Genomic DNA, 24,039 nt, shown 5'->3' on the forward strand with positions numbered 1-24,039 from the left:
AACACTTGTAGAGACGGCGATTTATCGCGTCTCAAAACCTATCCCCCAGACGCGATAAATCGCGTCTCTACCAATTTCTGATTACCATGACAGCAATTAAAACAGCAATTAAATTACCTCCTTCTAAACACGAATTTGCTGAAGTAATTCATCGCCTAGAAGCAGGCGGTGCAATGTTACCCGATACTCCAGAAAATTTGATGCAAATCATCGGTTTATATAAAGCTTATGCTGTACCGATGGATTTCTACTGGCGTGACCTACTTTATATTGCCGAACGCGAATTCTTAAACCCGTTACCCTTCTTCAAATACTTCTTACCCAAAGAGTATTTAGAACTGCATAATCATTATGCTGGCGATGATGCCGATTTGCGAATTTGGCGCGGCGAAGCTACTGCACATCCAGAACTTTTAGCATTTATTGAGAAAGGTGAAACTTTCAAAATGCCAAAGTTGTTGCATCACTTGTTTCACGATCGCATTAACATGGAATTTGCTGAAGCTTGTATGCGGGCGATGTTGTGGCATAGAGGGATGGGTGGACAATTTGACCCTTACCTAGATTCAGACGAATACAAAGCCAACGCCGACAGGGCAATTAAAGCTTACTTCCAAGGGAACCCCGTCATGCTGGGGCTTTACAAGCTGTTCCCCGATATGTTTTTGGAACAGTGCCGCCAGATGTCATACTACGCCAACCTGGGCTTATTCTGGGAAATCATGGCCCCGGTATTCTTTGAAATGTCCGATCGCTATGACGAAGGTACCATTAGTAGCGTCCCAGAGGCAATGAGTTTCTTAGTTAATGGTATATTTGCGATCGCAGGTCGTCCGATTTACCATCACGTTTATATTCGTGGTGAATGCTACGAAATTATCCCCAAATCCAAGGGTTTCATGTGGCTTTATGAAGCAGCATTACCCTATGTAGAAGCAGTTTTCTACCGCACCGCACCCTTCCGGGGGACAAAATCTTATAATGCTCAAGCGCGTCAAGTACCGGCAGACCAGAAAGACTTTCACTATGGCATTCTTTACGCTGATGTATTCCCGGTAGGTACTGCTGGCATTCCCCCCACCTTATTAATGCAAGATATGTTGCACTTTTTGCCACCATATCTTGTTGATTACTACAGCCAACATTGCCGCGGTGAAGAAGATATGTTGATTCAGTTGGGAGTGAGTTTTCAAAGGTCAATGTACTGTGTAACTTCTGCGGTAATTCAAGCTTTGCGAACTGCTCTTTTATATCCTTTAGATGACCCAAATCCCAAGCATTTACAAGCCAATCGAGATTTCTTTGAAATGCAGCTAAATCGCTTTACTCGAAGTGACTACAATATTCGTGATGCTGCTCGTTTGGGCAGTATTCAAAAGCAAGATTATAGATAAGAGATCCTCCCAACCCCCCTCTTTAAGGGGGGTTTTTTTTGTTGTAAGTAAATTAGACAATGTTGAAATTTTTTCAGTAAAAACACTACTATAGCCTTAATTCTTATTAACTGGATAATACTCCTGTAAGACTCGTCAATTCCATAATTTTTTCAAATTGAAAATTCTGAGCAAAATTCTTGATAAAATTTCGTAGTCCTGCATTTTTTGAAGGGATTTGATCAATCAATTCTAAAATTAAGTCATCACTACATTGAGCTGCGGCAGTGTACACCTGTTTCACCCATTCCGGCGGCATTTCAGACAATAGAGTCACTAAATCTGTAAGCGTCAACATTGGTTCTATTTCCTGATGTCTTGCATCTGCTATCTGATAGCTTTCTTCTTGAAAAATATATTGAACTTTTAAATATTCACTCAATTTTTCTAGTAATTGTTCCTCACGGAAGGGCTTGTTAATATAATCATCACAACCCGCTTTAATCATTGCCTCTCGTTGTTCCTCAAATGCGTTAGCGGTTAAGGCGATGATAATGGTCTTGCGATTTTGAATTGAAGCTTCTTCTCTAGCTTTAATAATTTTTGTGGCTTCATAGCCGTCCATAATCGGCATCCACATATCCATTAAGATTAGGTGTGGTTGCCATGTCTGCCAAATTGCGATCGCTTCAGTGCCATTTGACGCTTCCCGGACTGTAAAGCCGATAGATGCCAGAATTTTCACTGGCACTAAACGGCTGTCTGTGGAGTCATCAACCACCAAGATCCGGTATTCGGTTTGAGCGGGCGCTAAACTAATCACTTGGCGTCTAGTTTGCTTTATCTGGATTTCGCTAGCTGCGGCTAGACCAATTTGAATATCAAAAGCAAATTTACTTCCCTCGCCAATGGTGCTGGTGACGCTAATATCTCCCCCCATTAGTTGCACGTATTTACGGCTAATTGCTAAACCTAGTCCCGTTCCCTGTTGCGATTTTCTTCCGGTTTCAGTTTGCCCAAAAGCTTCAAACAGTAAGTCAATTTCTTGTGGGGCAATACCACGACCGGTGTCTTGTACTTCGAAGAAAAGATGAGGGAGGTAAGGAAAATTTTGCTCCTTTATCTCCCCTTGTTCTCCTACTTCCCAGCCCCTAGTCCCCATTCCCGATTCTTCAGCCCCTAGACACACCCGCAGTATCACTCTTCCAGTATCGGTAAATTTGATTGCATTTCCCAAGAGGTTAAGCAACACTTGACGCAGTTTACTTTCGTCAGCTTGAACATACTGCGGGAGTTGAGATGTATATTCAAAAACCAATTCTAATCCTTTGGAGGTGGCGCGGAACCGCAACATCTCTTCGAGGTTTTCTAAGAGGCGAATTAAGTCAAAACTGTTGAGATTTAATGTTATTCTGCCGGCTTCGATTTTAGACATTTCCAAAATGTCATTGATTAAGTTGAGGAGATGTTCGCCAGCACGATTGATGATTGCTAGGTTTTGCTGATGTTCAGTAGATAAAGCATGATCGTGGCTCATGATTTGGGTAAAACCGAGGATAGCGTTGAGTGGAGTCCGTAGTTCGTGGCTCATGTTGGCAAGAAATTCGCTTTTGGCACGGTTGGCAGCATCAGCCGTAATCACAGCTTCTTGCAATGCTTGTGACTGCCTTTGAGTTTGCGCCAGCAATTGTGCCTGCTGTAAAGCAACACCCAATTGATTACCAATTTGAACTACGATGTTGATTTCTCCTGGTTTCCATTGGCGGGGATCGGAATTTTGATAACTCGCTAATAATCCCCAAAGCTGACTACCATATAGAATGGGCACAATAATGTAAGCTTTTGCCTGAAAGCGCTCTAAGAGGTTGATATAAGAACTATGAAACCCAGCGTTGTAAATATCTGGGACACAACGGAAACTTCCACCTTGAGTGGCTTGCAGACAAGGATCTTCCACCTGGTTATCCGCGTTATCCAAAATTTTTGCTAGGCAATGACCATTTTGTAACACACCCTCTGTGAGATAAGGGTCATTGTTGTGTTCTTCTATTAGAGAAATCCAACCGTTACTCACCGATTCGGAGACAAATTCGCCACTCCATTGGGGATTGAAACGATAGACAACAACCCGATCGCAGTTGAGCACTTGCCGTAATTCTTGAGTTGTAGCCGCAAATATAGTCTCTAAATCCAGTGTTTGGCGCATCCTTTGAATCACTTGGGCGATCGCTTTTTCTCGTTCTACACTCTCACGTAAGGCTTCTTCTGCCAATTTTCTTTCGGTAATATCTGTAATTGTGCCGATGTAACCTTTAATTTCTCCATCATCTCCAAATTCTGGCAAAGCTTGACAAATTACCCAGACAACTGTGTTATCTTCATGCAAAAATCGATGTTCGTATTTATACAGCTTTCTAGTAACTCTTGCTTGATTCCATGCCAAAAATAGCTGCTCGCGGTCGTCTGGATGTACGGCTTTTGACCAACCTTTTCCCAGAGACTCTTCTAAACTGCATCCAGTAATCTCACTCCAGCGTTGATTAAAATATAAGACATTGCCATCCACATCAGTATGAAATATACCAGCTGGTGAAGCTTCCGCTAGAAGTTTATATCGTTGCCGACCTGACTGCAAAGCTAATTCTGCTAATTTGCGATCGTTAATGTCTGCCCAATAACCAACGCATTCTATAGGGTTACCAGCTTCGTCACGAATTAACCTCATCTTTTCGTAAAACCAGTGATAAGTTCCGTCAGCGTGTAACCAGCGGTATTCGTAGGAGCTGTACTCTCGTTCAACAAGCTGGGAAAATTTCCCCGATATGAGTTCAATATCTTGTGGGTGGACGTGATGGAGCCAAAAACTTGAATTCTCGATAAATTCTTGCGCTTCGTACCCAACCATTGCTTTAACATTCTTACTAATAAAAGTAGTGCTAAAATCTCCTGAGTTTTTTTTGCTGCTATAAATGACTACAGGGCTAGAAGTGAGTAGATATTGTAGGCGTTCGTTGGCTAAACGCAGTTCTTGTTCAACATGTTTGCGTTCGCGTAGCGCTGCTTGCAGTTCGCTAATTTCTACTAAAACTGTACCGACACCAGAGGGGTGATCGTCCTCACCAGGAATTGGAAAATAAGAAGCTAAGAAATGGCGGATAATATCTGGTTGTTTAATTGATGCGCCGCTTAATTCTTGATTGAGAATGGGTTGACCAGTCAACAGAACCTGTTGGTAAATTGGTTCCATTAAGGGGGCGATGTGGGGTAAGACTTCATAGATTGTCTTGCCAATATGATCTTGCTGGGGTAGTCCATTAATTTCCGCCAGCAGTTGATTGATTTGCACAAACCGCAGCTGGTTATCTACAATGTTCATGCCAACAGGAGCACTGCTAAAAAAGGCATTGAGGCGAGCTTCTCTGAGTGCTAGTTCTTGTTCTAGGGTTTTGCGCTCAATCAACCCACCTAACTGAGCAGCAACAGCAGTTACTAGCAAGAGCAAACGCCGATCTACCAATACTGAGCTACGTTTAAAAAAGACTAAAACAGCTAAGACTTCCTTTCCAGCCAGTATGGGAACACCAAAACCAGCTTTTAATCCTACTTTTGCGGCATATTGCGATCGCAAAAAAACTGGCTGTGTAACTTCCGAAACATCTTCTATCCATTCTGGTTCCTGGCTTTGCCAAACCCTTCCTGGTAGTCCCACTCCCAGAGCAAATTTCACAGTTTGGCTTTGGCGGCAGAATTCTTCTAAACTGCTCTGCTCACCGTACCAGCCTAGACTGTGTTCTAAAGTACCATCTTCATTAGGTATCCATGCTTCACCAAAATCCCAACCAATGGTGTGACAAATTAAGCGCAAAACTACGACTAAAGCGCTGTTGACATCATTGGCGCGAGTGATAGCTTGGGTTGTCAACAGTAGCAAACGGCTTTCATTTTCTGCCTGCTTGCGTTCAGTAATGTCTTTCGCTGTGCCCAATACGTACCATTGTTCATCAATCTCGATCATTTCCGCACTAAACAGTGTTGTCCTGATTTCTCCTGTTGAAGTGCAGACATCAATCTCATAGTTGCGGATGGCTTTGGTTTGTAGCAACGTGTGGGCGAGGAAATTATATTCTTCTGGATTCGCCCAAATATTCAATTCTTGATCGGTGCGATCAAGGACTTGAGAACGAGAATAACCAAAAAACCGACAAAAGCTGTCGTTAACTTCGACATAGCGGTTATTGGGAAGAGTAATTAAGGCAATAGGATCAGGAGATGACCGAAAAGCTGATGCTAACTTTTCTTCAGAAGCCCGTCGCGCTGCTTCTGCGCGTTGGCGTTCTTTTGCCTCCAACACCAAGGATACTAAATTTCCCAAAGAACGAGCGAAATTTTGGTCTTCTAGCGTCCAATGATGAGTAACTCCCACCGCCTCCAGACATAAAGCTCCTACGGTTTTTCCCTCCAGCCTAATGGGTGTATTGAGTATAGAGCTGATGTTTAATCTTGAGTAAGACGCAGAAAATTCTTTAGTTCTGGGATCGGTATGGGCATTATCTGCGGCGATTAGTTGGTCTTGCTGCAAAGCTGCAAAATAAGCTGGATAGTCTGCCGTTGCCAAGGAAAGTCCTTCGCTATGTTGATTACGGCTAGCCTCAAATAAGTCAAAACACTGGAGTTTCATGCCTGTTTCGTCATATAGCCAGACACTAGTTCGTTCCACTCCAATATTTTTGACAGCTGTTTCTGTGATTTTACACAAGGCTGCCTTCAAATCGCCCTGATAAAGCGTCTGATTTTGTGCCAGTTGAGTTAGCACTAGGTTATGATTGCGGAGCTTAATCGCACTTTCTTGGAGTAATTTTTCGACTCCTCTACGCTGTGTAATATTACTAGCAGTACCTGTCATGCCTATAACTAGATTTTCTTCATTGCGTAAAGCGATCGCATTAAACATTAGATAAAGTAAAGTACCATCTTTGGCTACACAGGTAGTTTCATGCTGGAAGATCGACTTTCCCTGAAAAACACCCTCAAAGGCTGCTTTATCTTGAGCAACTTGTGTAGGCGAGATGAAATCAGTCAAGGCACGCCCGATCATTTCCTGGGGTTCGTAGCCATAAATCTGCTTGACTGCCGGGTTGACAAAGGTAAGTAGTCCATCAATATTCACTGACCAGATCATGTCCTGGGATGTCTCTACTAGGTGGCGATACTGACTTTCACTCTTCTTTAGGGCGGCTTCAACTAAAAGGCGTTCGCTCTCGGCGTTGGCGCAGCCATCGCTTTGGTAAACTTCTTTACAAAAAGCTTCAGCAATGCCAACAGGAATTTCTTTTAAAATATCTTCTATTTCTTTGTTCAGAATATTTAACTCAACTGCATTCCGTTGACGCTCTTTAATCTCCGGTTGTAGTTGAGCATTTTTTTCTTTTAACTGTTTTTTCAGCTTTTGCAGAGTGAGTTGATTTTGTATACGAAATAAAATTTCTTTAGGTGGCAATGGTTGAGTAATATAGTCAACATCTTCTAAATCAAAGATGTTTACTTTTTCAGACAATTCATCTAAACTACCGAAAAAAATTATCGGAATATATTGAGTTTTCTGGTGAGCTTTCAAATGTTGATAAACTTCATAACCATCCATATCTGACATAAGAATATCTAGCAAAATCAAATCAGGGGGAAAAGCCAGCGCTCTTTTAATTGCCAATTGCCCAGAAAGGGAAGTTTGCACCTGATAACCTTGATGTTGAAGGATCTCTGATAAAAAATTTAAATTCTCTAGCTGATCATCAACTAATAAAATTGTTATTTGTTGAGTTTCCATATAAATTACCGAGTTAATTTTAAATCAGGAATAATTTGTTGAATCAAACTGAACATCAAATCAGAAAGCAAAACTTTGTTAAAAGATTGTAAATAGAATTATTATCGCTTAATATCATACTTTGGCGTAAGTATAGGTAAAAGTTGCAGATAAAACAGGAGAACCGATTAATACTGCCAAATCTCTGTTAGTGAAATCGAAGTACGAATATACAACAAAGCGGACATCGGCCATGCACTGTGCTGATTCAATCAAATTGGTAACTCTCCAGCCAACCCACGACACCAGAGTACACGGTACAACCACCCTTTACCATACACGATGTCCAAGAAAATTCTCGGTTCGAGTTCAACTAAGTAAGTTGGCACAATAAAATCAAACTATGTAGATAAAAATGAACTAAGTTAAAACCGTTGTAACTCTTGCCTTTTGCCTTACCCAGCATTAATTATTTATACCAACTTACTCACAGCTTCTACAATAGCTCCATCTGTGACAAGAACACGTCCTCAAGAAAACTGTCATAAACTATACATACATGTCTACGGTTTGGCATTGCCTATGAATAGAGAATTCAGTATTCGTTCTCGTCCATATCAACTATTATCAAGCTTTTTACCCTTTTTTTGTTTGATACGGTAAATCCAACTTATGTCTGTACGGTTTACCCAACTGTTTTTAGATTTTTATTTTATTAAATTAGTTACTAGAGAGAAAAAACAAAGCAAATAAAGCTTCTCTCTAAAAAAATTAGAGGTTTGATATTTGCTTAAAGACCTCTAAATACCTCTAAAACTTTGTTTGATTACTCAAAAGTAAATTAGAAAGTTAAGGAGATATTGAGATATGGCACTCATCCGTTGGGAACCATTCCGTGAAATGGAGATTCTGCGTCGTCAAATGGATCAACTTTTCTCTGATCTCACAGCAGCCGAGCGCAGCAGTTCCGATATTTCTGTATCACCGAGAACAGCGTGGGTTCCTGCTGTTGAATTATCTGACAATGGTTCAGAGATCCTATTAAGAGTTGAGATTCCAGGCGTGGAAGCTAAAGACTTGGATGTTCAAGTTACTCAAGATGCAGTTTCGATTACTGGTGAGCATCGTTACGAAAAACATTCCGAATCTAACGCTAAAGTTCATTCTGAATTCCGGTATGGCAAGTTCACTAGAATAATACCTCTACCAAGCAAAGTTCAGAATCAACAAGTTAAAGCAGACCTGAAAGATGGGATTTTAATTTTGAATTTGCCCAAACTGGAGCAAGAGCAGAACAAGGTATTCAAAGTTAATTTAGGTCAATCTCAAAGTGCTACAGCTTCTATAGAAGCTGGCAATGGAAACACACAACCCAACATTACATCACAGCAAAGCGTTCAAACTGCTTGAGAAGATATTCTATTTTCTCAATCAATAGTTCCTATATCTCTGAAATAGCTAAATTTTGATATAAACCCCAGCTAAACTTATCGGCTGGGGTTTTTGTCGCTTAACTCTTAAACCGTTTTATTGCTGAATAAATTCAGCTTTTTCACTTATATCCCCCGGTTAGATACCTACGGTGTACACACAAGTCTTAAAAACCTAGCTTGATAAGGCTTGACTCGTTTCCAGTCTCCGACTGAGAATGCATTCATTGAGTCTCTGACTCAATATCTGACTGGAGGCGGCAGCCCCTAATAATCCATTCCCATGCAGAGCATGGGAACGAGAGAAATCCATTTTTTTCGCCTAGAAAATGGCTCTGGGTCTACTTGTGTGTATACCGTAGGGTTAGATACCGGAGGCTTTACGCATCACGACTCGTAAAATTTTTGAGCCTACCCGCAACTTCAGATATTTGCCCAATGCTAGTAAATTGAGGGAGAAAGCGCTATTCTTCTTGCACATCAACCCAGATACTGCCTTCTTCCACACGAATAGGAAATACTGGCAATGCCTTTTGTGGCGAAACCAACGAGAGTACTTTACCTACACCAGGTGGCCAGGAACACCAGTCTTGTACCTCACCAGTCCGCAGATCAAAAGCGCTGCGATGGAAGGAACAAACTATTGCTCCACTTTCATTAATTTTGCCACTTTTCAACGGTAATTTTAAGTGGGGACAGTTGTTATCTACAGCATAAAGCTGATTCTCGTGATTCAATACCAGAATTTTCCGGTTGCCAACTTTCACTACTTGTCGCGTACCTGGGGAAAGTGCTTCGACTGCAAGAACTTTAGTCCAACTCATTAGGTTCTCCTTTCCTAACTGATCTGCTTTCAGTTTCTCGCAATTGTGACCACTGCGATCGCCTTTCAGTACTGGGGAGTGGGGAAGGATAAAGTCACTAGATTACAAACTTTTCCCAAAAGAGCGATGTTTACGATGGGGTTTGCTTACGATGGTGAAATAGCACAACTATAAAATCTTACATAAAATATCATCTTGACACTTAATAAACTGATTTCTGGGTAAACTAAAGGGAGCACTTCCTGTCCTTACATCACAAGGCTTGTAGCTTATAACAGACAATTTTGAGGGATATAAAAAATGATTAAGACAAGTTACGAATTTGACCAGTCTATCCTCCCCGCAGGCTCTTCATTAAAGACTAATATTCTGCTACGTTTTCGTGCTGACATAGCTGAATCTCCCCGACGTAACCTTAACCTTTCTCTTGTAATTGACCGTTCCGGCTCTATGGCAGGCGCTCCCTTGCATCATGCACTCAAAGCTGCTGAGTCTGTGGTGGATCAACTTGAGCCAGATGACATTCTCTCAGTAGTTGTTTACGACGACGAAGTGGACAGCGTTGTACCACCCCAGGCTGTGACTAACAAGGCTGCACTAAAAAATTCTATCCGCAAGGTGAGAGCAGGCGGTATTACCAATTTATCGGGGGGATGGCTCAAAGGCTGTGAACATGTGAAGACGCGACTTGATCCGCAAAAAATAAACCGTGTTCTCCTGCTTACCGATGGTCACGCCAATATGGGCATTCAAGACCCCAAGGTACTGACGGCGACATCAGGGCAAAAAGCTGAGGAAGGCATTACCACGACTACCTTAGGTTTTGCTCAGGGTTTCAATGAAGACTTGCTGATTGGTATGGCAAGAGCTGCTACGGGCAACTTCTACTTCATTCAGAGCATCGATGAAGCAACTGAAGTTTTTAGTATTGAACTAGACAGTCTTAGAGCAGTAATAGGACAGAACCTGTTGGTAACAATTGAGTTGGCTGATGGTGTCAGCCTTGTTGATACCTTAAGTCTTGCTAAAGTTAGCCAAAATGACGCTGGTCAAGCTGTCATCACCTTGGGGGAGCTTTACGAGGGGGAAGACAAACTTCTCGGTTTGAGTTTGGAGATATCAAGCGCTCAAGTTGGTGAGTTACCTGTGATGAAACTGCATTACAGCGCCGATGTTGTGCAAGATGACCTAATTCAAAGTGTGTCAGGCACAGCAGATATCATCGCCAAAGTTGGTACAGTCGAGGAAGCAGCTTTTGCCTCTACAAGCCATATCATTCTTGAACTGAGTCGCCTCACGATCGCTAAAGCTAAAGAGACTGCCCTGAATTTAGCTGAATGTGGCAGACATCAGGAAGCGGAAGAAACCCTCCGTACCCTTGTGAATGATCTTCGGGATAAAGGGTTAAACGAGAATTTTGAAATTGCTGAGGAGATCGATCAGCTTGAGTATTTCGCGGGTCGAATCGCCCAAAAAGCTCTAGGTAATGCCGGACGTAAAGAACTGCGAGATCAGAGTTACCAGACGATGAACCGCAATCGTAGCGATCTGGTGGGTCGCGGTGTCACGGCTGGCGATGAAGTGTACGCGATGCCGATTGTTAATGAAGTCGGTTCAGGTGTTGAATTATACTGCACTCGTGAAGGAGGTAAACTCCGGGTCAAAGTCATTTCCGAAGGCTACGATTCAACCAAGAATGTCCAGTTTCCCCGCGCCATTCGTGCCGAGGGAGCACGCTATGTTGTTGAAGGGCTAGAACTCTCAAGTGAAGGCACTTTCTATCGTGTACGTGGTAATATTAACCGTTTTGCTCAACCCGGTGAAGCAGATATCTTTGTTGCGCCTAGACAATCGCATCTAACTAATACAGGCAAAGCCTCTAAAGGCCCTGCCAGTGCCGCCGATCTTCCCACAACTGATATTGTCGGGGAGAGCATTTTAGTTCAGTGTGTCAAAGATGGCAGCAAGCTACGTGCTAGGGTGGTTTCCGATGGATATGAACCAGATTGGAACATGCGTTTTCCGCGATCGGTTCGTCAGGAAGGGATGCTTTACGTCGTTGATGAAGTCAAAACAGCACCTGATGGCAAATCTTATATTGCGTGTGGTGAAATTAAACGATTTGTCCAACCCAGCACTAGTAATTGAGTTGAAGTTAACCGAACCGTAGTGAACTGACCAACTGCCTCCTTGACATTACGCCTCGATCGCAGGGTTATAATCATCTGGGTTATTAAACCCTGCAATCCAGGCGGCTGCCTGATGACAACTTCGCATGTGAGGGGGAACGCGCAAAATATGAATATGTCCTGTGGATGGACAGGTGACTTTCAAGACCATCAACGGCTCGTCATCCTCAAAAGGAATGTAGACTAGTTGACGTTCTCCACCAGCGTCTCGATCGCGATCGCGGATCAATCCTCCCACTTGCTGCAAAAATGTCTCGTATCCCAGACGCTCAATCAGTACGCGGCGCAACTCAACATTCTCTATATTGAGGATATCCTGCCCCGTTATAGACTGAGATTCAAAGGCAATTTTATCTGTCACCTGCACGCCTCGCCAGCGCCAGACAAAACCATGCCCCGCAGATACACTGCTAATCCCACTTCCGGCCAATTCGATCCAATAAGTGACGTGGAGTCCTGTGGGAAGGGTAGTGAGGTTTACACAGTCGCTGATATCAAGACTTTCACAAGTGAGATTTTCAGGTAGATTGTAAAGATCCAATGCACCGCTTAAATCCAGATGACCCAAAACGCGCATTCCATCCCAAGCGCGATGCTCAAGGATGAGTTTTCGAGCATGTTCAGCCGATACAGGCTCGTGGCTTTGGTTTGGGCGTTGCTGAACTGGTTTATTCGGCACACGTCCATTCGACATGATTTTGAGCATTAGTCCATCACCTCGACGTAAGCATCAGGGCGATATTCACGTTGTTTCCAGACGCGGTAAAGCCCTTGGGGTAATTCAATCGCCCGATGTTCCTCATGAACTAGAGTGGCACTTGGTTCTTTAACCTCAAGAAAAAGGTCACTACCATGTGCCCACAACTGAACAGCATTGGATTGCTGAATGCGATGGCTATGTCCTGTGATTTCACCATGAGCGAGAGTAGCACCTACACGCCTCTGAACACCGACAGGTAAGCTAGAAATACGTCTGATTAGAACGTCGCCATGTCTGTAGAGAACATTAGCTTGGTTAGCCTGGGAGTTATTGCTGTTGTTAAACATCTTGATTTATCGGCTCATCAAATAATTACGAATTACGTTAGCGTAGCGGGGCGAAGCCCATTACGAATTACGAATTATTAACGTCCTAGCCTCAAACCTCTTTCCATAAGCATCTGAGGTTCAATATTCTCAACTTTAGGTATTGCTTCTAACCGAGGAATCCCAGCGATCGCATCAGCAATTTTACCTGATTGGGCACGCAACCAAGCTGTGTGAGGTGCATACTCAAGGCTTCGTGTTATTTCGTAACCGGCTTGATTAATTACCTGACGCTGAGACTCTACATCAACGCCTTCAGCAAAACGGATGAAAACCAGTCCAGTTGGTACTGCTAGGGAACCATTGGGTTGTAGTGTATAAATTGGACTCAGTTTACCCTGCTCTGATTGATTGGGTTCGCCTGGAAAAACTGCGTAGGTGTAGCCCGTCGTAGACATCGCACCGTCGTTAAGTTGTAAAATTGCTCCTGATGCCGCGGTGCTGGGTTGATTGTAATGTATTGCATAGTACCCAGGCTTACGAGTATAAGATACAGCAGTGCTATCGCTGCCAACCCGAATTTGTTCAGGATACTCAGAAAAATAATCGTTTTGAAATTTCACTTCAGCAATCAGGGGTAAAGAATACGCCTGTAGAAAATACTCAGCCGGAAAATAAAACATTTTTCTCAAGTTCTAATTATGTTATAGCGTTTTTCAGTGGTATTGATTACAAATCTTTCATCGGGATGCAAGCTATACGCCTCTATTGATAGTGAAGATTCTTAAAGCAAGCTGACTTTGAATCCCCTCTTTTCTGGAAAGACGAATCAAAGGCTTGTATGAACTTAGAGAGATTAAATTCTGTTTAAACTGTATATTTTTGATGGCGTAATACACATATAGCACATGAGATAAAAAGTATGCATAAACTAAACATAAACTCAGGCTGCGTATAGCAAGCTTTAAAAGTAGTGCATAATACGGTTTCCCAATGCTCAATTTTCAAGACAAATATCCCAGGAGATTAAATTATGGTTCAGGTTCGTTATGGTGGACAGAACGGTAAACAGTATGAACTTGCTATTAGTGATGAACATGTTGTAGTGCGTACCGAAAGCCGCAGTGCTCTTCTCGGTGTAAGACCGTTTGAAGTCGCACCTGTATCACCTACAGCTCGTAGCATTCTCAATCAATTCGAGTTAGCAACGCGGTTTCGGCAAGCGGGTGTAGAAATTTTGCGAGTGAAAGTTCCGGCTCAGGGAGTCGCTTTGCGCGATCGCGCCCGGGAAATTCTCAACCAAGAGTCTGAAGTCCAATTTGCCGGACGTGTCCTTATAGATCCAGTATCCAAACAACCTGTAATTTATACAGAAAACCTCTTCGTTAAATTCGATAACGAAGAAGAGTCAAGGGTCTGCCAAGAGGTCTTAGGACGTTACGGCTTAACAATTAAACGTCAACTTGAATATGCACGAAATGCTTACTTTGTCAGTACACCTGCAAATACTGGTATAGCCGTCTTTGAGATAGCCGAGAGACTTCTGAATGAAGAATCAGTTGAACTGTGCCATCCTGAACTAGTGCGTGAATTACGCCAACGTCAGGTTTTCCCACAGCAGTGGCACTTAAAGCAAACAACAATTAATGGTAAGGTAATTAACGCCCATGCCAACGTTGAGGCAGCTTGGAAGTTGAGCGATGGCACAGGGACGATTATTGCAATTATCGACGACGGTGTGGATCTCGATCATGAAGAGTTCCGTTCCTCTGGAAAAATTGTTGCCCCGCGTGATGTCACACGTAAAACTGACAATCCCAGACCAGGAAACGACAATAACCACGGGACAGCTTGTGCCGGAGTAGCTTGTGGAAACGGTAACTTTGGTGCATCTGGTGTGGCACCTGGTGCAAAGCTCATGCCGATTCGTTTAGCTTCGGCGCTGGGGTCACAGGATGAAGCAGATGCTTTTATTTGGGCGGCTCAAAATGGAGCTGATGTCATCTCTTGCAGCTGGGGGCCAACAGATGGTGTTTGGTTTGAGCCAAACGATCCTGTACACAACCAGAAAGTACCTTTGCCTGACTCCACACGACTTGCTATGGACTTTGCAATCAATAAAGGGCGCAACGGCAAGGGATGTGTAATTTTATTCGCGGCTGGCAATGGTAACGAAAGCGTGGATAACGACGGCTACGCCAGCTATCAAAAGGTGATTGCTGTGGCAGCTTGTAACGACTTCGGTACGAGAAGCGCTTATAGTGACTTTGGTCAGGCGGTCTGGTGCACCTTCCCCAGTAACAATGGTGATAGTTCTCAAACCCCTGGAATTTGGACAACCGATCGCTCTGGTGTACTTGGCTATAATTCGGGTAATCTGAATCTGGGTGATACCGGAGGCAACTACACGAACGAATTCGGCGGAACTTCCAGTGCTTGTCCAGGTGTGGCTGGTGTAGCAGCCCTGATTATTGCCAGAAACCCAAATCTGCGTTGGGACGAAGTGCGAGACATTATTAAACGCTCCTGCGATCGCATTGATCCATCTGGAGGTAAATATGATGCCAATGGTCGCAGCCCCTTCTACGGTTACGGTCGAATCAATGCTCTCAAGGCTGTAGAATTGGCCAAGCCAGCTCAAACATCGCCCATCAGCATATTCAAGGCAGTCCAAGATATCCCAATTAACGATTTGCAAGTATCAACATTGTCGTTGGCGATCGCTAATACCAGCCTCCTGAAATCCATCAAAGTGAATGTAGACATCGAGCATACTTATATTGGGGATCTTGTAGTTACTCTCCTTCCCCCAGTGCAAATAGGTGTACTTCCCATAATTCTGCACGATCGCCAGGGCGGAGCTACAGATAATATCAAAACAACTTATGACGAGGTAAACACCCCAAAACTTGCTGCCTTTAAAGGTAAAAGTCCCCAAGGAACCTGGACTCTGGAAGTTGCAGATAAAGCTAACGCAGATACAGGAAAAATTCGCAGCTTGACCATTGAAATTGAATTTTAACAAGAGAGGCAGGAGGCAGGGGGCAGGAGGAGGAATATTGTCCTCTGTCTCCTGCGACGACCAGAGCGAGCAAGGGTCTAAGTACCCCACCAAATCAGAGATTTGGTGGACTGTAATATAGTGGAGACTTCAGACCCACTATATTACATCCCTTCTGCCTCCTGCCTCCTACCTTCGGTGTCTGTTAGCTTTGAGCCACAGGCTCTTTCGCCAAGAACTTCTCTAATTCTGTCAACGCATCAGCATCAACCTTAGTTTGCATTGGGCAGAACTTAGGCCCACACATCGAACAAAACTCAGCAGTTTTATAGATATCTGCTGGCAAAGTTTCATCGTGATATTCTTTAGCTCTTTCTGGGTCGAGTGATAATTCAAACTGACGGTTCCAATCGAAGTTGTAACGCGCCTTAGAAAGTTCATCGTCTCTATCCCTTGCACCAGGGCGATGTCTAGCAATATCAGCCGCATGAGCTGCAATCTTATAGGCAATCAACCCATTCCGCACATCTTCGGCATTTGGTAGACCCAAATGTTCTTTTGGTGTTACATAGCACAGCATTGCAGTACCGTACCATCCAGCCATCGCTGCTCCAATGGCTGAAGTGATGTGGTCATAACCGGGAGCAATATCTGTCACCAATGGCCCCAAAACATAGAAAGGTGCTTCAGAACACTCTTCCATCTGCTTACGGACATTGAACTCAATTTGATCCATTGGCACATGTCCAGGCCCTTCTACCATCACCTGTACATCATCTTCCCAGGCTTTGCGAGTTAGCTGCCCAAGGGTTTTCAACTCAGCTAATTGTGCTTCATCTGAGGCATCATGGGTGCAGCCAGGACGCAGGGAATCTCCTAAACTGAAGGAGACATCGTACTTTTTGAAAATCTCAATAATGTCTTGGAAGTGGGTATAAAGCGGGTTTTGTTTGTGGTGATGCAACATCCACCGCGCCAAAATACCGCCACCGCGAGAGACAATACCAGTGATGCGGTTTCTCACCAAAGGCAAATGCTCAATCAAAATCCCTGCGTGGATAGTTTGATAGTCTACCCCTTGCTGGGCGTGCTTTTCGATGATATGGAGAAAATCATCAGCAGTCAGGTTCTCGATTGTGCCGTGGACACTTTCTAAAGCTTGGTAAACCGGCACCGTACCAATGGGAACAGGTGAAGCCTTGATGATAGCGGTACGAATTTCATCCAAATTACCGCCGCCTGTGGATAAATCCATCACGGTATCAGCACCGTACTTCACCGCCAAGTTTAGCTTATCAACTTCTTCTTGAAGATTAGAAGAGTTGGGGGAAGCGCCAATATTAGCATTTACCTTACATTTAGAGGCGATGCCAATAGCCATCGGCTCTAAGTTAGTGTGATTTATATTAGCGGGAATAATCATTCGCCCCCGCGCCACTTCCTCACGAATGAGATCAGCAGGGAGATTTTCCCGTTGGGCGACGTAGTGCATTTCTTCGGTGATAACACCTTGGCGGGCGTAGTGCATTTGAGATACATTACCCTGCCCACGCCGTTTAGCAACCCATTCTGTCCGCATATTATAATTCCTCAATAAACAGCTTCCCTCCGCTGGTATTACCCAGACTCAGGTGTTAAGGGTGTGATCTCAGCCTGGTTATGTAGGCACCCCTAGCATGGATGTAGTGTATCACCTTCGTTATATCTGGGAGCAAGGGTGTTAACAATTTATGCTGTTTTTTCGGAGTCTGGCGTAGGCGCAGCCCGTCGTAGACATCGCTGTTTCTGTTGAATAATGTCTAATCTGTATACTGGTGAAATTCTTTCATCGCAATCTGCCTTTGCTTTACTATCGATGAAAGGGATTATTGAGAAACTTTTATAGCAAATGTTCATTAATCTAACAACAGCGATCGCACTCTCACACCCTTAAATCAAAAGCTTTTAACTATGGGTATTGTGGAGCGATCGCCTTTACTTATAAACTGCTGAGTTGCGCGAATTGTACCTGAGTAAAAGAAACCTCTCCCTGGTTTTACTACGCAAAACCGTCCCTCTCCGAGTCGGAGAGGGACAGACTTGAACGACAGTTCAAGGTAGGGAGAGGTTTGTTAAACTCGCTGTTTCAGCGAGTAGGCACACCTACTTTCGCGTGTTTGTTAACGTAGTCCACAAATAATTGCTTCAGTCGGGGACTAACACCAGCGTGTTCAAAGAATCCAAAACCCAGATTCCTAGCTTTTGCTAAGGTTTCTTCTGGTGTTAATCCTTCCTGAATAGCGATACTTAAAAGCGCAATTCCAGTCGATCGCATCCCGGCTGCACAATGCACAACTGCTGGTTTAGGGATTTGTTCTAATATCGTAAGGATTTTGGTAATGGCCTCTTCATTCAAATTTTTTAAATCCACCTTGAGTGGGACATTCCTATAATGCAGCCCCAATGCTTCCGCCACTTTTTGTTCATTTTGGGAAAATCCTAGCTCATCAGGCGATCGCAGATTTAAAACGGACTTAAAACCTTCTTGGATAGCTTGCTCAAGCTGTTTTGGTATGACTTGTCCTGTTGTTGTCAAGTTTTCGTTAATCTGTATGGCGTTGATCACATTCACTCCTTTTCACTTTCTAATGGCTTCCAGCTTGATAGATACTCGAATCAGCAAGCTTTGAGAGGATATTCAATTAAAAACGGCAAAATTAGCTAAATATCGAATGATATTGCTTTATTACTTCAAAATATGAATCTTGAAGTTGGTTATTTTATTGCTTTATTTATAATATACGGTTTGTCGATAGAGTTGCTGTTATTTGGAAATCCATTATACGTTTTCTCGATACATTTACAGTAATTTACACTTCGAGAGTTATACTATTAAGCAAGTTGGATAAGCAATTGGCTCAAAATTTTCGCAAAATAGTATAATTATATACAATAAAATTTGCCCAACTTACTACCAGTAGTAGTAAATCGGTACTAATAACTTTAGCGAAAGTTCACATAGATTAAGCAGTAATGATACTTAATCAACCATGCAAGAAATTTTAGGCTTTAAGCATCAGTAATTTTTCTTATTTATGAGAGTGAACCAGGAAATAAATAGTGACTGTTAAAGAACAACTTTCTTCTATATCCATTGGGATAGTATTGTTCCCTAATGTGACGCAGTTAGATTTCACGGGGCCCTATGAAGTCTTTGCAAAATTGCCAAACGTGCAACTATATCTGCTGGCGGAAACACTCGAACCCATTCGCAGCGATTGTGGCCTTACTTTTCTCGCTGATACAACCTTTGCTCAAGCCCCAGCCTTAGATGTGTTATTTGTACCAGGAGGTCCAGGCATCAACGCCAAAATGGAAGATGAGAAGTTTCTCGGCTTCTTAAAAACTCAAGGGAAACAAGCCCGTTACGTTACATCTGTCTGCACTGGTTCTCTGTTACTGGCGGCGGCGGGGTTACTTCAGGGCTATCGCGCCACTACTCACTGGCTATCGTTAGATTTACTTGAGATGCTGGGAGTTGAGACAGTTGCACAAAGAGTTGTCATTGATCGCAATCGAATTACAGGCGGTGGTGTGACAGCTGGCATTGATTTTGGGCTGGCTCTAGTTGCTGAGTTATTTGGGGAAGCGATCGCTCAAGCAATTCAACTACAGATTGAATACAATCCTCAACCCCCTTTTAACAGTGGTTCTCCCCAAACTGCCCCTGCGGCTGTAGTTGCTAGCGTTACCGCAGCGAGTCACAATGTTCAGGAAATCAGACGGCAAATTGTCCAGCGAGTTGTGACTCAATTGCAAACTGCTAATATTCAGTAAAGCAGTGAGAATTTAGCTAGTTGATCTGTTGCGATGTCTACGACGGGCTACGCCACGCAACTAAAATTTCTCATAACATACCAAAAAGTCAAACAGGCATGTAATCTGGATGCTAGTCCTGAATCTATGAGCACTAACGAAATATCTCTTAGGCCTGCCCAGGAAACAGATGCGTGGGTGCTGAGTGCAATTCATATTGCTGCGATTAAAGCTCTGCCTGCAACTTTTTACACCCAACAAGAACTTTTAGCTTGGCGTAATAACCGCGACAAACCTGATGGCTCAAATATCTTAAAGAATATGAAAGTGGAAACTTTCTGGGTTGCGATCGAGGGAGATGTCGTTATAGGTTTTGCTCGTTTTATTGTTGATGAACTCATCGGGCTGTATGTCCATCCTAAATATCAAGGTAAAGGGATCGGGCGTGCTTTAGTTCAACATTTTTGCAATGAAGCAACTGAGCAAGGTATAGATAAGGTAATTACAACTGCTAGCCTTTATGCTGAAGGGTTTTATTTACGACTGGGATTTACTGCCATCCAAAGAGCGCCTCATTATTTAAGAAGTGGGGTAGTTGTTCCAGTTACTAAAATGAGTAAAACATTAACTACCACACTGAAATAAATTTGACAGGGTGAAGATTTTCAATAAATTTAAAAATGCTCTGGTATCAAGATCATTTTCCTCAAGTTACAACCACTTTTTCCACATAACCTATGATGTAAGTAAGTACTTGCCAGTATAAATGAATAAAACCATCCGTTCATCAACTCTAACCCGTACACGTTTGATAGAAGCCGCCTCGCAGGTATTTGCCAGTTTAGGTGTTCAAGGAGCAACTACCCGTGAAATAGCTCGTGTTGCTGGGGTGAATGAGGTGACTTTATTTCGCCACTTTGCTAGCAAAGAACAACTTCTGGGAGCAGTAATCAAAAATGCCTTGGCACTCCAGACAGAAGCCCTTGCACACCCCCAAGCGTGGACGCAGGATTTAAAAATTGATTTAATACAGTATGCCCACCTTTACAATACTATGCTTGAGGCACAGGAAGACTTAATTCGTACCTTCATTGGAGAAGCAAAACGTCATCCTGAGGCAGCAAAACAAGTGATTCAAGAAGCTGCCAAACCCTTAAGAGAAAAACTAGTAGCTTACCTGCAATCGAGTCAGAGACAAGGCACTGTCAGAGCAGACCTTGATCCATTTCCAGCAGTCGATATGTTTACAGGAATGCTGTTAGCTGGAATGCTATGCCGCAGTGCAAAATTCAATCAGGGCAGCTATAGCTGTGAGGATTATATCGAAACCTGTGTAGATATTTTTGTGCGCGGTATCAGTGCTACTCCCAGCTCTCAATTTAATGTTCTTGTCCCGTCGGTGGAATAAGGATTTCGTTGACACTAACGCGCGATGGCTGGGTAACGGCATGAACGATGTCTACGACGGGCTACGCCTACGCAGCAGGCGCTTCGTTGATCAGAAATGTTCTAGATGAATTGAAAAATGCAGAGGCACCGACTTCTCAATCAGCAAGACTGGCTTTTCTACTTGTCATATATTTGGTAGAGTACCTAGATACTCTTAACTCCAGACTCCTTCGACTATATCAACGATAGTGTTCAATAAAACCCGGTAACTTGATGGAGTTACTGTATTTATTCTAGTTAGCAAACTATCATAGACAACTCCAAGAAGCAAGCTCTAGAGGTTTTCGTATAAGCAATGACTCAAAAAGCTGCCTTATCTCGATTTGCATTAGCATTTATTGCAGGCTTTATATCTGTTTTGCTATTTCACCAAGGGATGTTGGCGCTGCTACATGCAGTGAATTTCACGCCTCGCGCCCCCTATCCAACTGCACCGACACCACCATTCGGAATCCCGCAAATTTGGTCAAGCGCATTCTGGGGAGGGGTTTGGGGACTGATTTGGGTGGCATTCGCGCCTCGTTTTCGACATGATAAAAGCTATTGGTTAGCTGCATTGGTATTTGGTGCAATTTTCCCGACAGTAGTCGCTTGGTTTATAGTCGCACCACTCAAGGGTCAGCCCATCGCTGGAGGCTGGAAAATTGTGGGAATAGTCACAGGTTTATTGGTTAATGGTGCTTGGGGTGTTGGAACCGCCGGGTTGCTGAGATTATTCTCTAGAAGGCAATTATTCAACAGCTAGACTTATTAGCAAGTAGTCCCGCGTAAAATTTATCGTTGGGATGAGACAGGAGGGAAGAGGGTTTTAGCCTAGTTTATCTTTCTTTACATAGTTTGGTTTTATTATGCCAACTTAACTTAGCTCAGAAAATAACGATAATATTATTTGAGTTATTCTGTAACTTAAATATAAAAAGGTTTAATAAAAATGGATTCTTTCGGTATTTACACACTTGCTAATGATGTGGTGTTTGACCAACTAGTAGCTTTGCTAAACAGCATTGAGGTAAATGTTAGCGCAGATATTCCTATTTGTATTATTCCCTATGATGAGCGGTTAGACCTAGTTAGGCAAGAAGTTAGTGCTCGAAAGAATGTAATCCTGTTTGATAATTGGGACGTAATTCAACGCTGGGAAGAATTTGCTCATCAGGTTTGGGCTGCTCATCCCAGAGAAAAAGATAAAAAATTATCACGTCCTAGTTGGTATAAAAGTCATTTACAAAGAAAGTTTGTTGCCTTTGAGGGTATTTTTGATAAATTTGTATTTTATGACGGTGATAGTTTGGCAATGAAGCCAGTCAATAATGTAATTGACAAGCTAGAAACATCCGATTTTATTTTTGATGATTGGGAACACCTTAAGGATAGACGTGTTGCAGCGTTGAATATTTCCGTTATAGAAAAAACTGGACTATATACAGAAGCAGATATACGTCCTAAGCTGCATTGTTCTAGCTTTTTTGGATCTAAACGGGGGTTATTTACTGTTAAAGAAATTGAAATAATGAAGGAGCGATTAATTACCCATAGGGAAGTTGAATGGATTAATGGACATGGATGGTGGGATGATGCTTTTTTGTTTAATTATATGACTTTGTGCTGCGATCGCCCGATTTTTAACTTTACACTTAGCCCGAATGGCGAAGATAGAACAGGCAACTGTGCCAATGCAGATCCCTTCGTCAATATTAATAATGTTCTTTATAATCAAGATGGCTTAAAACCAATTCACCGCATCCATTATATGAGTTATTCTTCTCGTGATTTTGCTTACTTGTGTCAAGGAAAAGATATTAATATCTGTTATGCAAATGAGTTTTTACACTATCGGTTTCTCAAACAGCCAGAACAAAAACCAAAACAGCTAAAACCACTTAGTATGATTGCAAAAACTAATCAATTTCTCAACAGAACAATGAATAAAATTCAAAGAGCTATCCGCTAAATATAGCTTTATTGGCGATAGATTAAATTAACAATTGATTAAACTTTCTATTTTGTATATTTTATAGATTAATATGTAATATGCCTAAAATTACTGTTTGCGTTCCTACTTTTAATCGTGTTAATCTCCTTCCTTATGCCATAGAGAGTGTACTCAATCAGTCTGAGCAAGATTTTGAACTAATTGTTTGTGATGATGGTTCTAGCGATGGTACACCTGAGTTGATGTCACAGTACACAGACCAACGCATTAAATATATCCGTCATCTGCAAAATATTGGTAAAAGTAATAATATGCGCTCTGGCTTTGATGCTGCCAGTGGTGAATATTTTATTAAATTTGATGATGATGATCGGTTAACACCCGATTTTCTCGCAAGTACTGCAACTATTCTTACTCAAGACTCTAGCATTGATTTTGTTGGCACAGACCATTGGATAATTGATATTAACAATGTGCGAGATGAAGCCAAAACTCAAGAAAATTCTCATCGCTGGGGTAGGAAGAATTTACCAGTAGGTGTTGTAGATAATTTGTTGGAAGTTGTATTTATTCAGCAAAGCTTTCAAATTGGAGCAACATTATTTCGCCGTAAAGCATTGCAAGAATTAGGATATATGCAGCCAAATCTGCAAAATTGCGAGGACAATGATTTATTTGTGCGTCTGGCGTTGGCTGGCAAAAATGGCTATTACTTACCAGAATTATTGATGGAATATCGCTCACATGCAGAACAGCAAGGTATCAATCGGGCTATTCCTTATTTATTTGATAAAATCCGATATTTAGAAAGTTATAAATTTGAATCTGACAAAATAGAGAAAATTAGGAAAAATCGTCTCACTGAAACGCAATTATTATTAGGTTTGCGTTTAATTGAAAAGGGTGAAACGCAAAAAGGCAGAGAGCTAGTTTTGGCGGGACAGTCTTTTTCGACTGCTAAAGCTTGGACTGGTTTAGGTTTATCGTTGTTACCAGTTGGGTTGCGAGGTAAGGCGTTTAATGCACTGCGACAGGTGCGGGGTTAAGCTATAGGAATGTCTTAGTACAGCCCACCGCAGGCATCGTTTTTTATATCCCAATACAGTTCAGTTAAGCATTTCTTTCTTCTCTTTGCGTCCTTTGCGTCCTTGGCGGTTCGTTAAAAAAATTGACTTTGACAAAGAGTTTTAGCCTTAACTGAACCGTATTGTTTTAT

At 42.5% G+C, this 24,039-nt stretch carries 19 protein-coding genes and 1 riboswitch; of the genes, 11 read left to right on the forward strand and 8 right to left on the reverse strand.

Annotated elements, in window-relative coordinates; genetic code table 11:
* Window positions 1-86: 86 nt before the first annotated feature.
* Entirely contained in the window at window positions 87-1,394 is a 1,308-nt protein-coding gene (locus H6G92_RS11125) for a CO2 hydration protein (protein ID WP_190893758.1), read from the forward strand.
* 106 nt (window positions 1,395-1,500) lie between these two features.
* On the opposite strand, the gene H6G92_RS11130 is transcribed toward H6G92_RS11125, so the two are convergent.
* Window positions 1,501-7,197, reverse strand: a complete 5,697-nt coding sequence (locus H6G92_RS11130; protein ID WP_190893759.1) for a PAS domain S-box protein — start codon at window positions 7,195-7,197, stop codon at window positions 1,501-1,503.
* 846 nt (window positions 7,198-8,043) lie between these two features.
* On the opposite strand from H6G92_RS11130, the gene H6G92_RS11135 reads away from it, so the two are divergent.
* Window positions 8,044-8,586: an Hsp20/alpha crystallin family protein gene (locus tag H6G92_RS11135; protein ID WP_190893760.1), complete on the forward strand. Its 543-nt coding sequence runs from the start codon at window positions 8,044-8,046 to the stop codon at window positions 8,584-8,586.
* Window positions 8,587-8,781: 195 nt separating this feature from the next.
* Here the strand turns inward: H6G92_RS11135 and H6G92_RS11140 are convergent, their stop codons facing one another.
* Together H6G92_RS11140 and H6G92_RS11145 are read right to left on the reverse strand one after the other, a co-directional pair.
* Window positions 8,782-8,919, reverse strand: coding sequence for a hypothetical protein (locus tag H6G92_RS11140; protein ID WP_190893761.1), 138 nt, complete (start codon window positions 8,917-8,919; stop codon window positions 8,782-8,784).
* Between the two features lie 151 nt (window positions 8,920-9,070).
* Window positions 9,071-9,430 (reverse strand): Rieske (2Fe-2S) protein, encoded by a 360-nt coding sequence (locus H6G92_RS11145; RefSeq protein WP_190893762.1) that lies wholly within the window; start codon window positions 9,428-9,430, stop codon window positions 9,071-9,073.
* A gap of 45 nt (window positions 9,431-9,475) precedes the next feature.
* On the opposite strand from H6G92_RS11145, the gene H6G92_RS40255 reads away from it, so the two are divergent.
* Together H6G92_RS40255 and H6G92_RS11150 are read left to right on the forward strand one after the other, a co-directional pair.
* On the forward strand, window positions 9,476-9,604 hold the full coding sequence (locus H6G92_RS40255; protein WP_277926735.1) for a hypothetical protein: 129 nt from the start codon (window positions 9,476-9,478) through the stop codon (window positions 9,602-9,604).
* A gap of 126 nt (window positions 9,605-9,730) precedes the next feature.
* The gene (locus H6G92_RS11150) at window positions 9,731-11,578 is read left to right on the forward strand and encodes a vWA domain-containing protein (protein ID WP_190893763.1); all 1,848 of its coding nucleotides are present in this window, start codon (window positions 9,731-9,733) and stop codon (window positions 11,576-11,578) included.
* A gap of 48 nt (window positions 11,579-11,626) precedes the next feature.
* Here H6G92_RS11150 and H6G92_RS11155 read toward each other — a convergent pair whose 3' ends face one another.
* The 3 genes from H6G92_RS11155 to H6G92_RS11165 all read right to left on the reverse strand — a co-directional run bounded on the left by H6G92_RS11155 (window position 11,627) and on the right by H6G92_RS11165 (window position 13,328).
* Window positions 11,627-12,325, reverse strand: a complete 699-nt coding sequence (locus tag H6G92_RS11155; protein ID WP_190893764.1) for a DUF6745 domain-containing protein — start codon at window positions 12,323-12,325, stop codon at window positions 11,627-11,629.
* Complete coding sequence (locus H6G92_RS11160; protein ID WP_190893765.1) at window positions 12,325-12,666, reverse strand: hypothetical protein; 342 nt, start codon at window positions 12,664-12,666, stop codon at window positions 12,325-12,327. The genes H6G92_RS11155 and H6G92_RS11160 overlap by 1 nt, the downstream gene beginning before the upstream one ends.
* Before the next feature lie 77 nt (window positions 12,667-12,743).
* Window positions 12,744-13,328 (reverse strand): hypothetical protein, encoded by a 585-nt coding sequence (locus H6G92_RS11165; protein ID WP_190893766.1) that lies wholly within the window; start codon window positions 13,326-13,328, stop codon window positions 12,744-12,746.
* 350 nt (window positions 13,329-13,678) lie between these two features.
* On the opposite strand from H6G92_RS11165, the gene H6G92_RS11170 reads away from it, so the two are divergent.
* A complete protein-coding gene (locus tag H6G92_RS11170) occupies window positions 13,679-15,667 on the forward strand; it encodes a S8 family serine peptidase (RefSeq protein WP_190893767.1) in 1,989 nt (662 codons plus the stop codon).
* A 184-nt stretch (window positions 15,668-15,851) separates the two neighbouring features.
* Here H6G92_RS11170 and thiC read toward each other — a convergent pair whose 3' ends face one another.
* Entirely contained in the window at window positions 15,852-17,225 is a 1,374-nt protein-coding gene (gene thiC, locus H6G92_RS11175) for a phosphomethylpyrimidine synthase (protein WP_190893768.1), read from the reverse strand.
* Window positions 17,226-17,232: 7 nt separating this feature from the next.
* Window positions 17,233-17,329, reverse strand: a riboswitch (TPP riboswitch).
* 442 nt (window positions 17,330-17,771) lie between these two features.
* Window positions 17,772-18,251, reverse strand: a complete 480-nt coding sequence (locus H6G92_RS11180; protein WP_190893769.1) for a beta-lactamase hydrolase domain-containing protein — start codon at window positions 18,249-18,251, stop codon at window positions 17,772-17,774.
* Window positions 18,252-18,745: 494 nt separating this feature from the next.
* On the opposite strand from H6G92_RS11180, the gene H6G92_RS11185 reads away from it, so the two are divergent.
* From H6G92_RS11185 to H6G92_RS11210, 6 genes are all read left to right on the forward strand, one after another.
* A complete protein-coding gene (locus H6G92_RS11185) occupies window positions 18,746-19,462 on the forward strand; it encodes a DJ-1/PfpI family protein (protein WP_190893770.1) in 717 nt (238 codons plus the stop codon).
* Between the two features lie 126 nt (window positions 19,463-19,588).
* Window positions 19,589-20,086, forward strand: a complete 498-nt coding sequence (locus H6G92_RS11190) for a GNAT family N-acetyltransferase (protein WP_190893771.1) — start codon at window positions 19,589-19,591, stop codon at window positions 20,084-20,086.
* A 121-nt stretch (window positions 20,087-20,207) separates the two neighbouring features.
* Window positions 20,208-20,849, forward strand: coding sequence for a TetR/AcrR family transcriptional regulator (locus H6G92_RS11195; RefSeq protein WP_190893772.1), 642 nt, complete (start codon window positions 20,208-20,210; stop codon window positions 20,847-20,849).
* Between the two features lie 336 nt (window positions 20,850-21,185).
* The gene (locus tag H6G92_RS11200; RefSeq protein WP_190893773.1) at window positions 21,186-21,635 is read left to right on the forward strand and encodes a hypothetical protein; all 450 of its coding nucleotides are present in this window, start codon (window positions 21,186-21,188) and stop codon (window positions 21,633-21,635) included.
* Between the two features lie 186 nt (window positions 21,636-21,821).
* Window positions 21,822-22,841, forward strand: a complete 1,020-nt coding sequence (locus H6G92_RS11205; RefSeq protein WP_190893774.1) for an Npun_R2821/Npun_R2822 family protein — start codon at window positions 21,822-21,824, stop codon at window positions 22,839-22,841.
* 80 nt (window positions 22,842-22,921) lie between these two features.
* Window positions 22,922-23,869, forward strand: coding sequence for a glycosyltransferase family 2 protein (locus tag H6G92_RS11210; RefSeq protein ID WP_190893775.1), 948 nt, complete (start codon window positions 22,922-22,924; stop codon window positions 23,867-23,869).
* Window positions 23,870-24,039 lie beyond the last annotated feature (170 nt).

The sequence above is a fragment of the Nostoc foliaceum FACHB-393 genome (assembly GCF_014698505.1).
In the GTDB taxonomy this organism is placed as follows: Bacteria; Cyanobacteriota; Cyanobacteriia; order Cyanobacteriales; family Nostocaceae; genus Nostoc; species Nostoc foliaceum_A.

Bases quoted from the DNA above. Each gene is read 5' to 3' on its own strand.
- H6G92_RS11125 (WP_190893758.1), top strand. From the start codon at position 87: ATGACAGCAATTAAAACAGCAATTAAATTACCTCCTTCTAAACACGAA.
- H6G92_RS11130 (WP_190893759.1), bottom strand. From the start codon at position 7,197: ATGGAAACTCAACAAATAACAATTTTATTAGTTGATGATCAGCTAGAG.
- H6G92_RS11135 (WP_190893760.1), top strand. From the start codon at position 8,044: ATGGCACTCATCCGTTGGGAACCATTCCGTGAAATGGAGATTCTGCGT.
- H6G92_RS11140 (WP_190893761.1), bottom strand. From the start codon at position 8,919: ATGGATTTCTCTCGTTCCCATGCTCTGCATGGGAATGGATTATTAGGG.
- H6G92_RS11145 (WP_190893762.1), bottom strand. From the start codon at position 9,430: ATGAGTTGGACTAAAGTTCTTGCAGTCGAAGCACTTTCCCCAGGTACG.
- H6G92_RS11150 (WP_190893763.1), top strand. From the start codon at position 9,731: ATGATTAAGACAAGTTACGAATTTGACCAGTCTATCCTCCCCGCAGGC.
- H6G92_RS11155 (WP_190893764.1), bottom strand. From the start codon at position 12,325: ATGCTCAAAATCATGTCGAATGGACGTGTGCCGAATAAACCAGTTCAG.
- H6G92_RS11160 (WP_190893765.1), bottom strand. From the start codon at position 12,666: ATGTTTAACAACAGCAATAACTCCCAGGCTAACCAAGCTAATGTTCTC.
- H6G92_RS11165 (WP_190893766.1), bottom strand. From the start codon at position 13,328: ATGTTTTATTTTCCGGCTGAGTATTTTCTACAGGCGTATTCTTTACCC.
- H6G92_RS11170 (WP_190893767.1), top strand. From the start codon at position 13,679: ATGGTTCAGGTTCGTTATGGTGGACAGAACGGTAAACAGTATGAACTT.
- thiC (WP_190893768.1), bottom strand. From the start codon at position 17,225: ATGCGGACAGAATGGGTTGCTAAACGGCGTGGGCAGGGTAATGTATCT.
- H6G92_RS11190 (WP_190893771.1), top strand. From the start codon at position 19,589: ATGAGCACTAACGAAATATCTCTTAGGCCTGCCCAGGAAACAGATGCG.
- H6G92_RS11195 (WP_190893772.1), top strand. From the start codon at position 20,208: ATGAATAAAACCATCCGTTCATCAACTCTAACCCGTACACGTTTGATA.
- H6G92_RS11200 (WP_190893773.1), top strand. From the start codon at position 21,186: ATGACTCAAAAAGCTGCCTTATCTCGATTTGCATTAGCATTTATTGCA.
- H6G92_RS11205 (WP_190893774.1), top strand. From the start codon at position 21,822: ATGGATTCTTTCGGTATTTACACACTTGCTAATGATGTGGTGTTTGAC.
- H6G92_RS11210 (WP_190893775.1), top strand. From the start codon at position 22,922: ATGCCTAAAATTACTGTTTGCGTTCCTACTTTTAATCGTGTTAATCTC.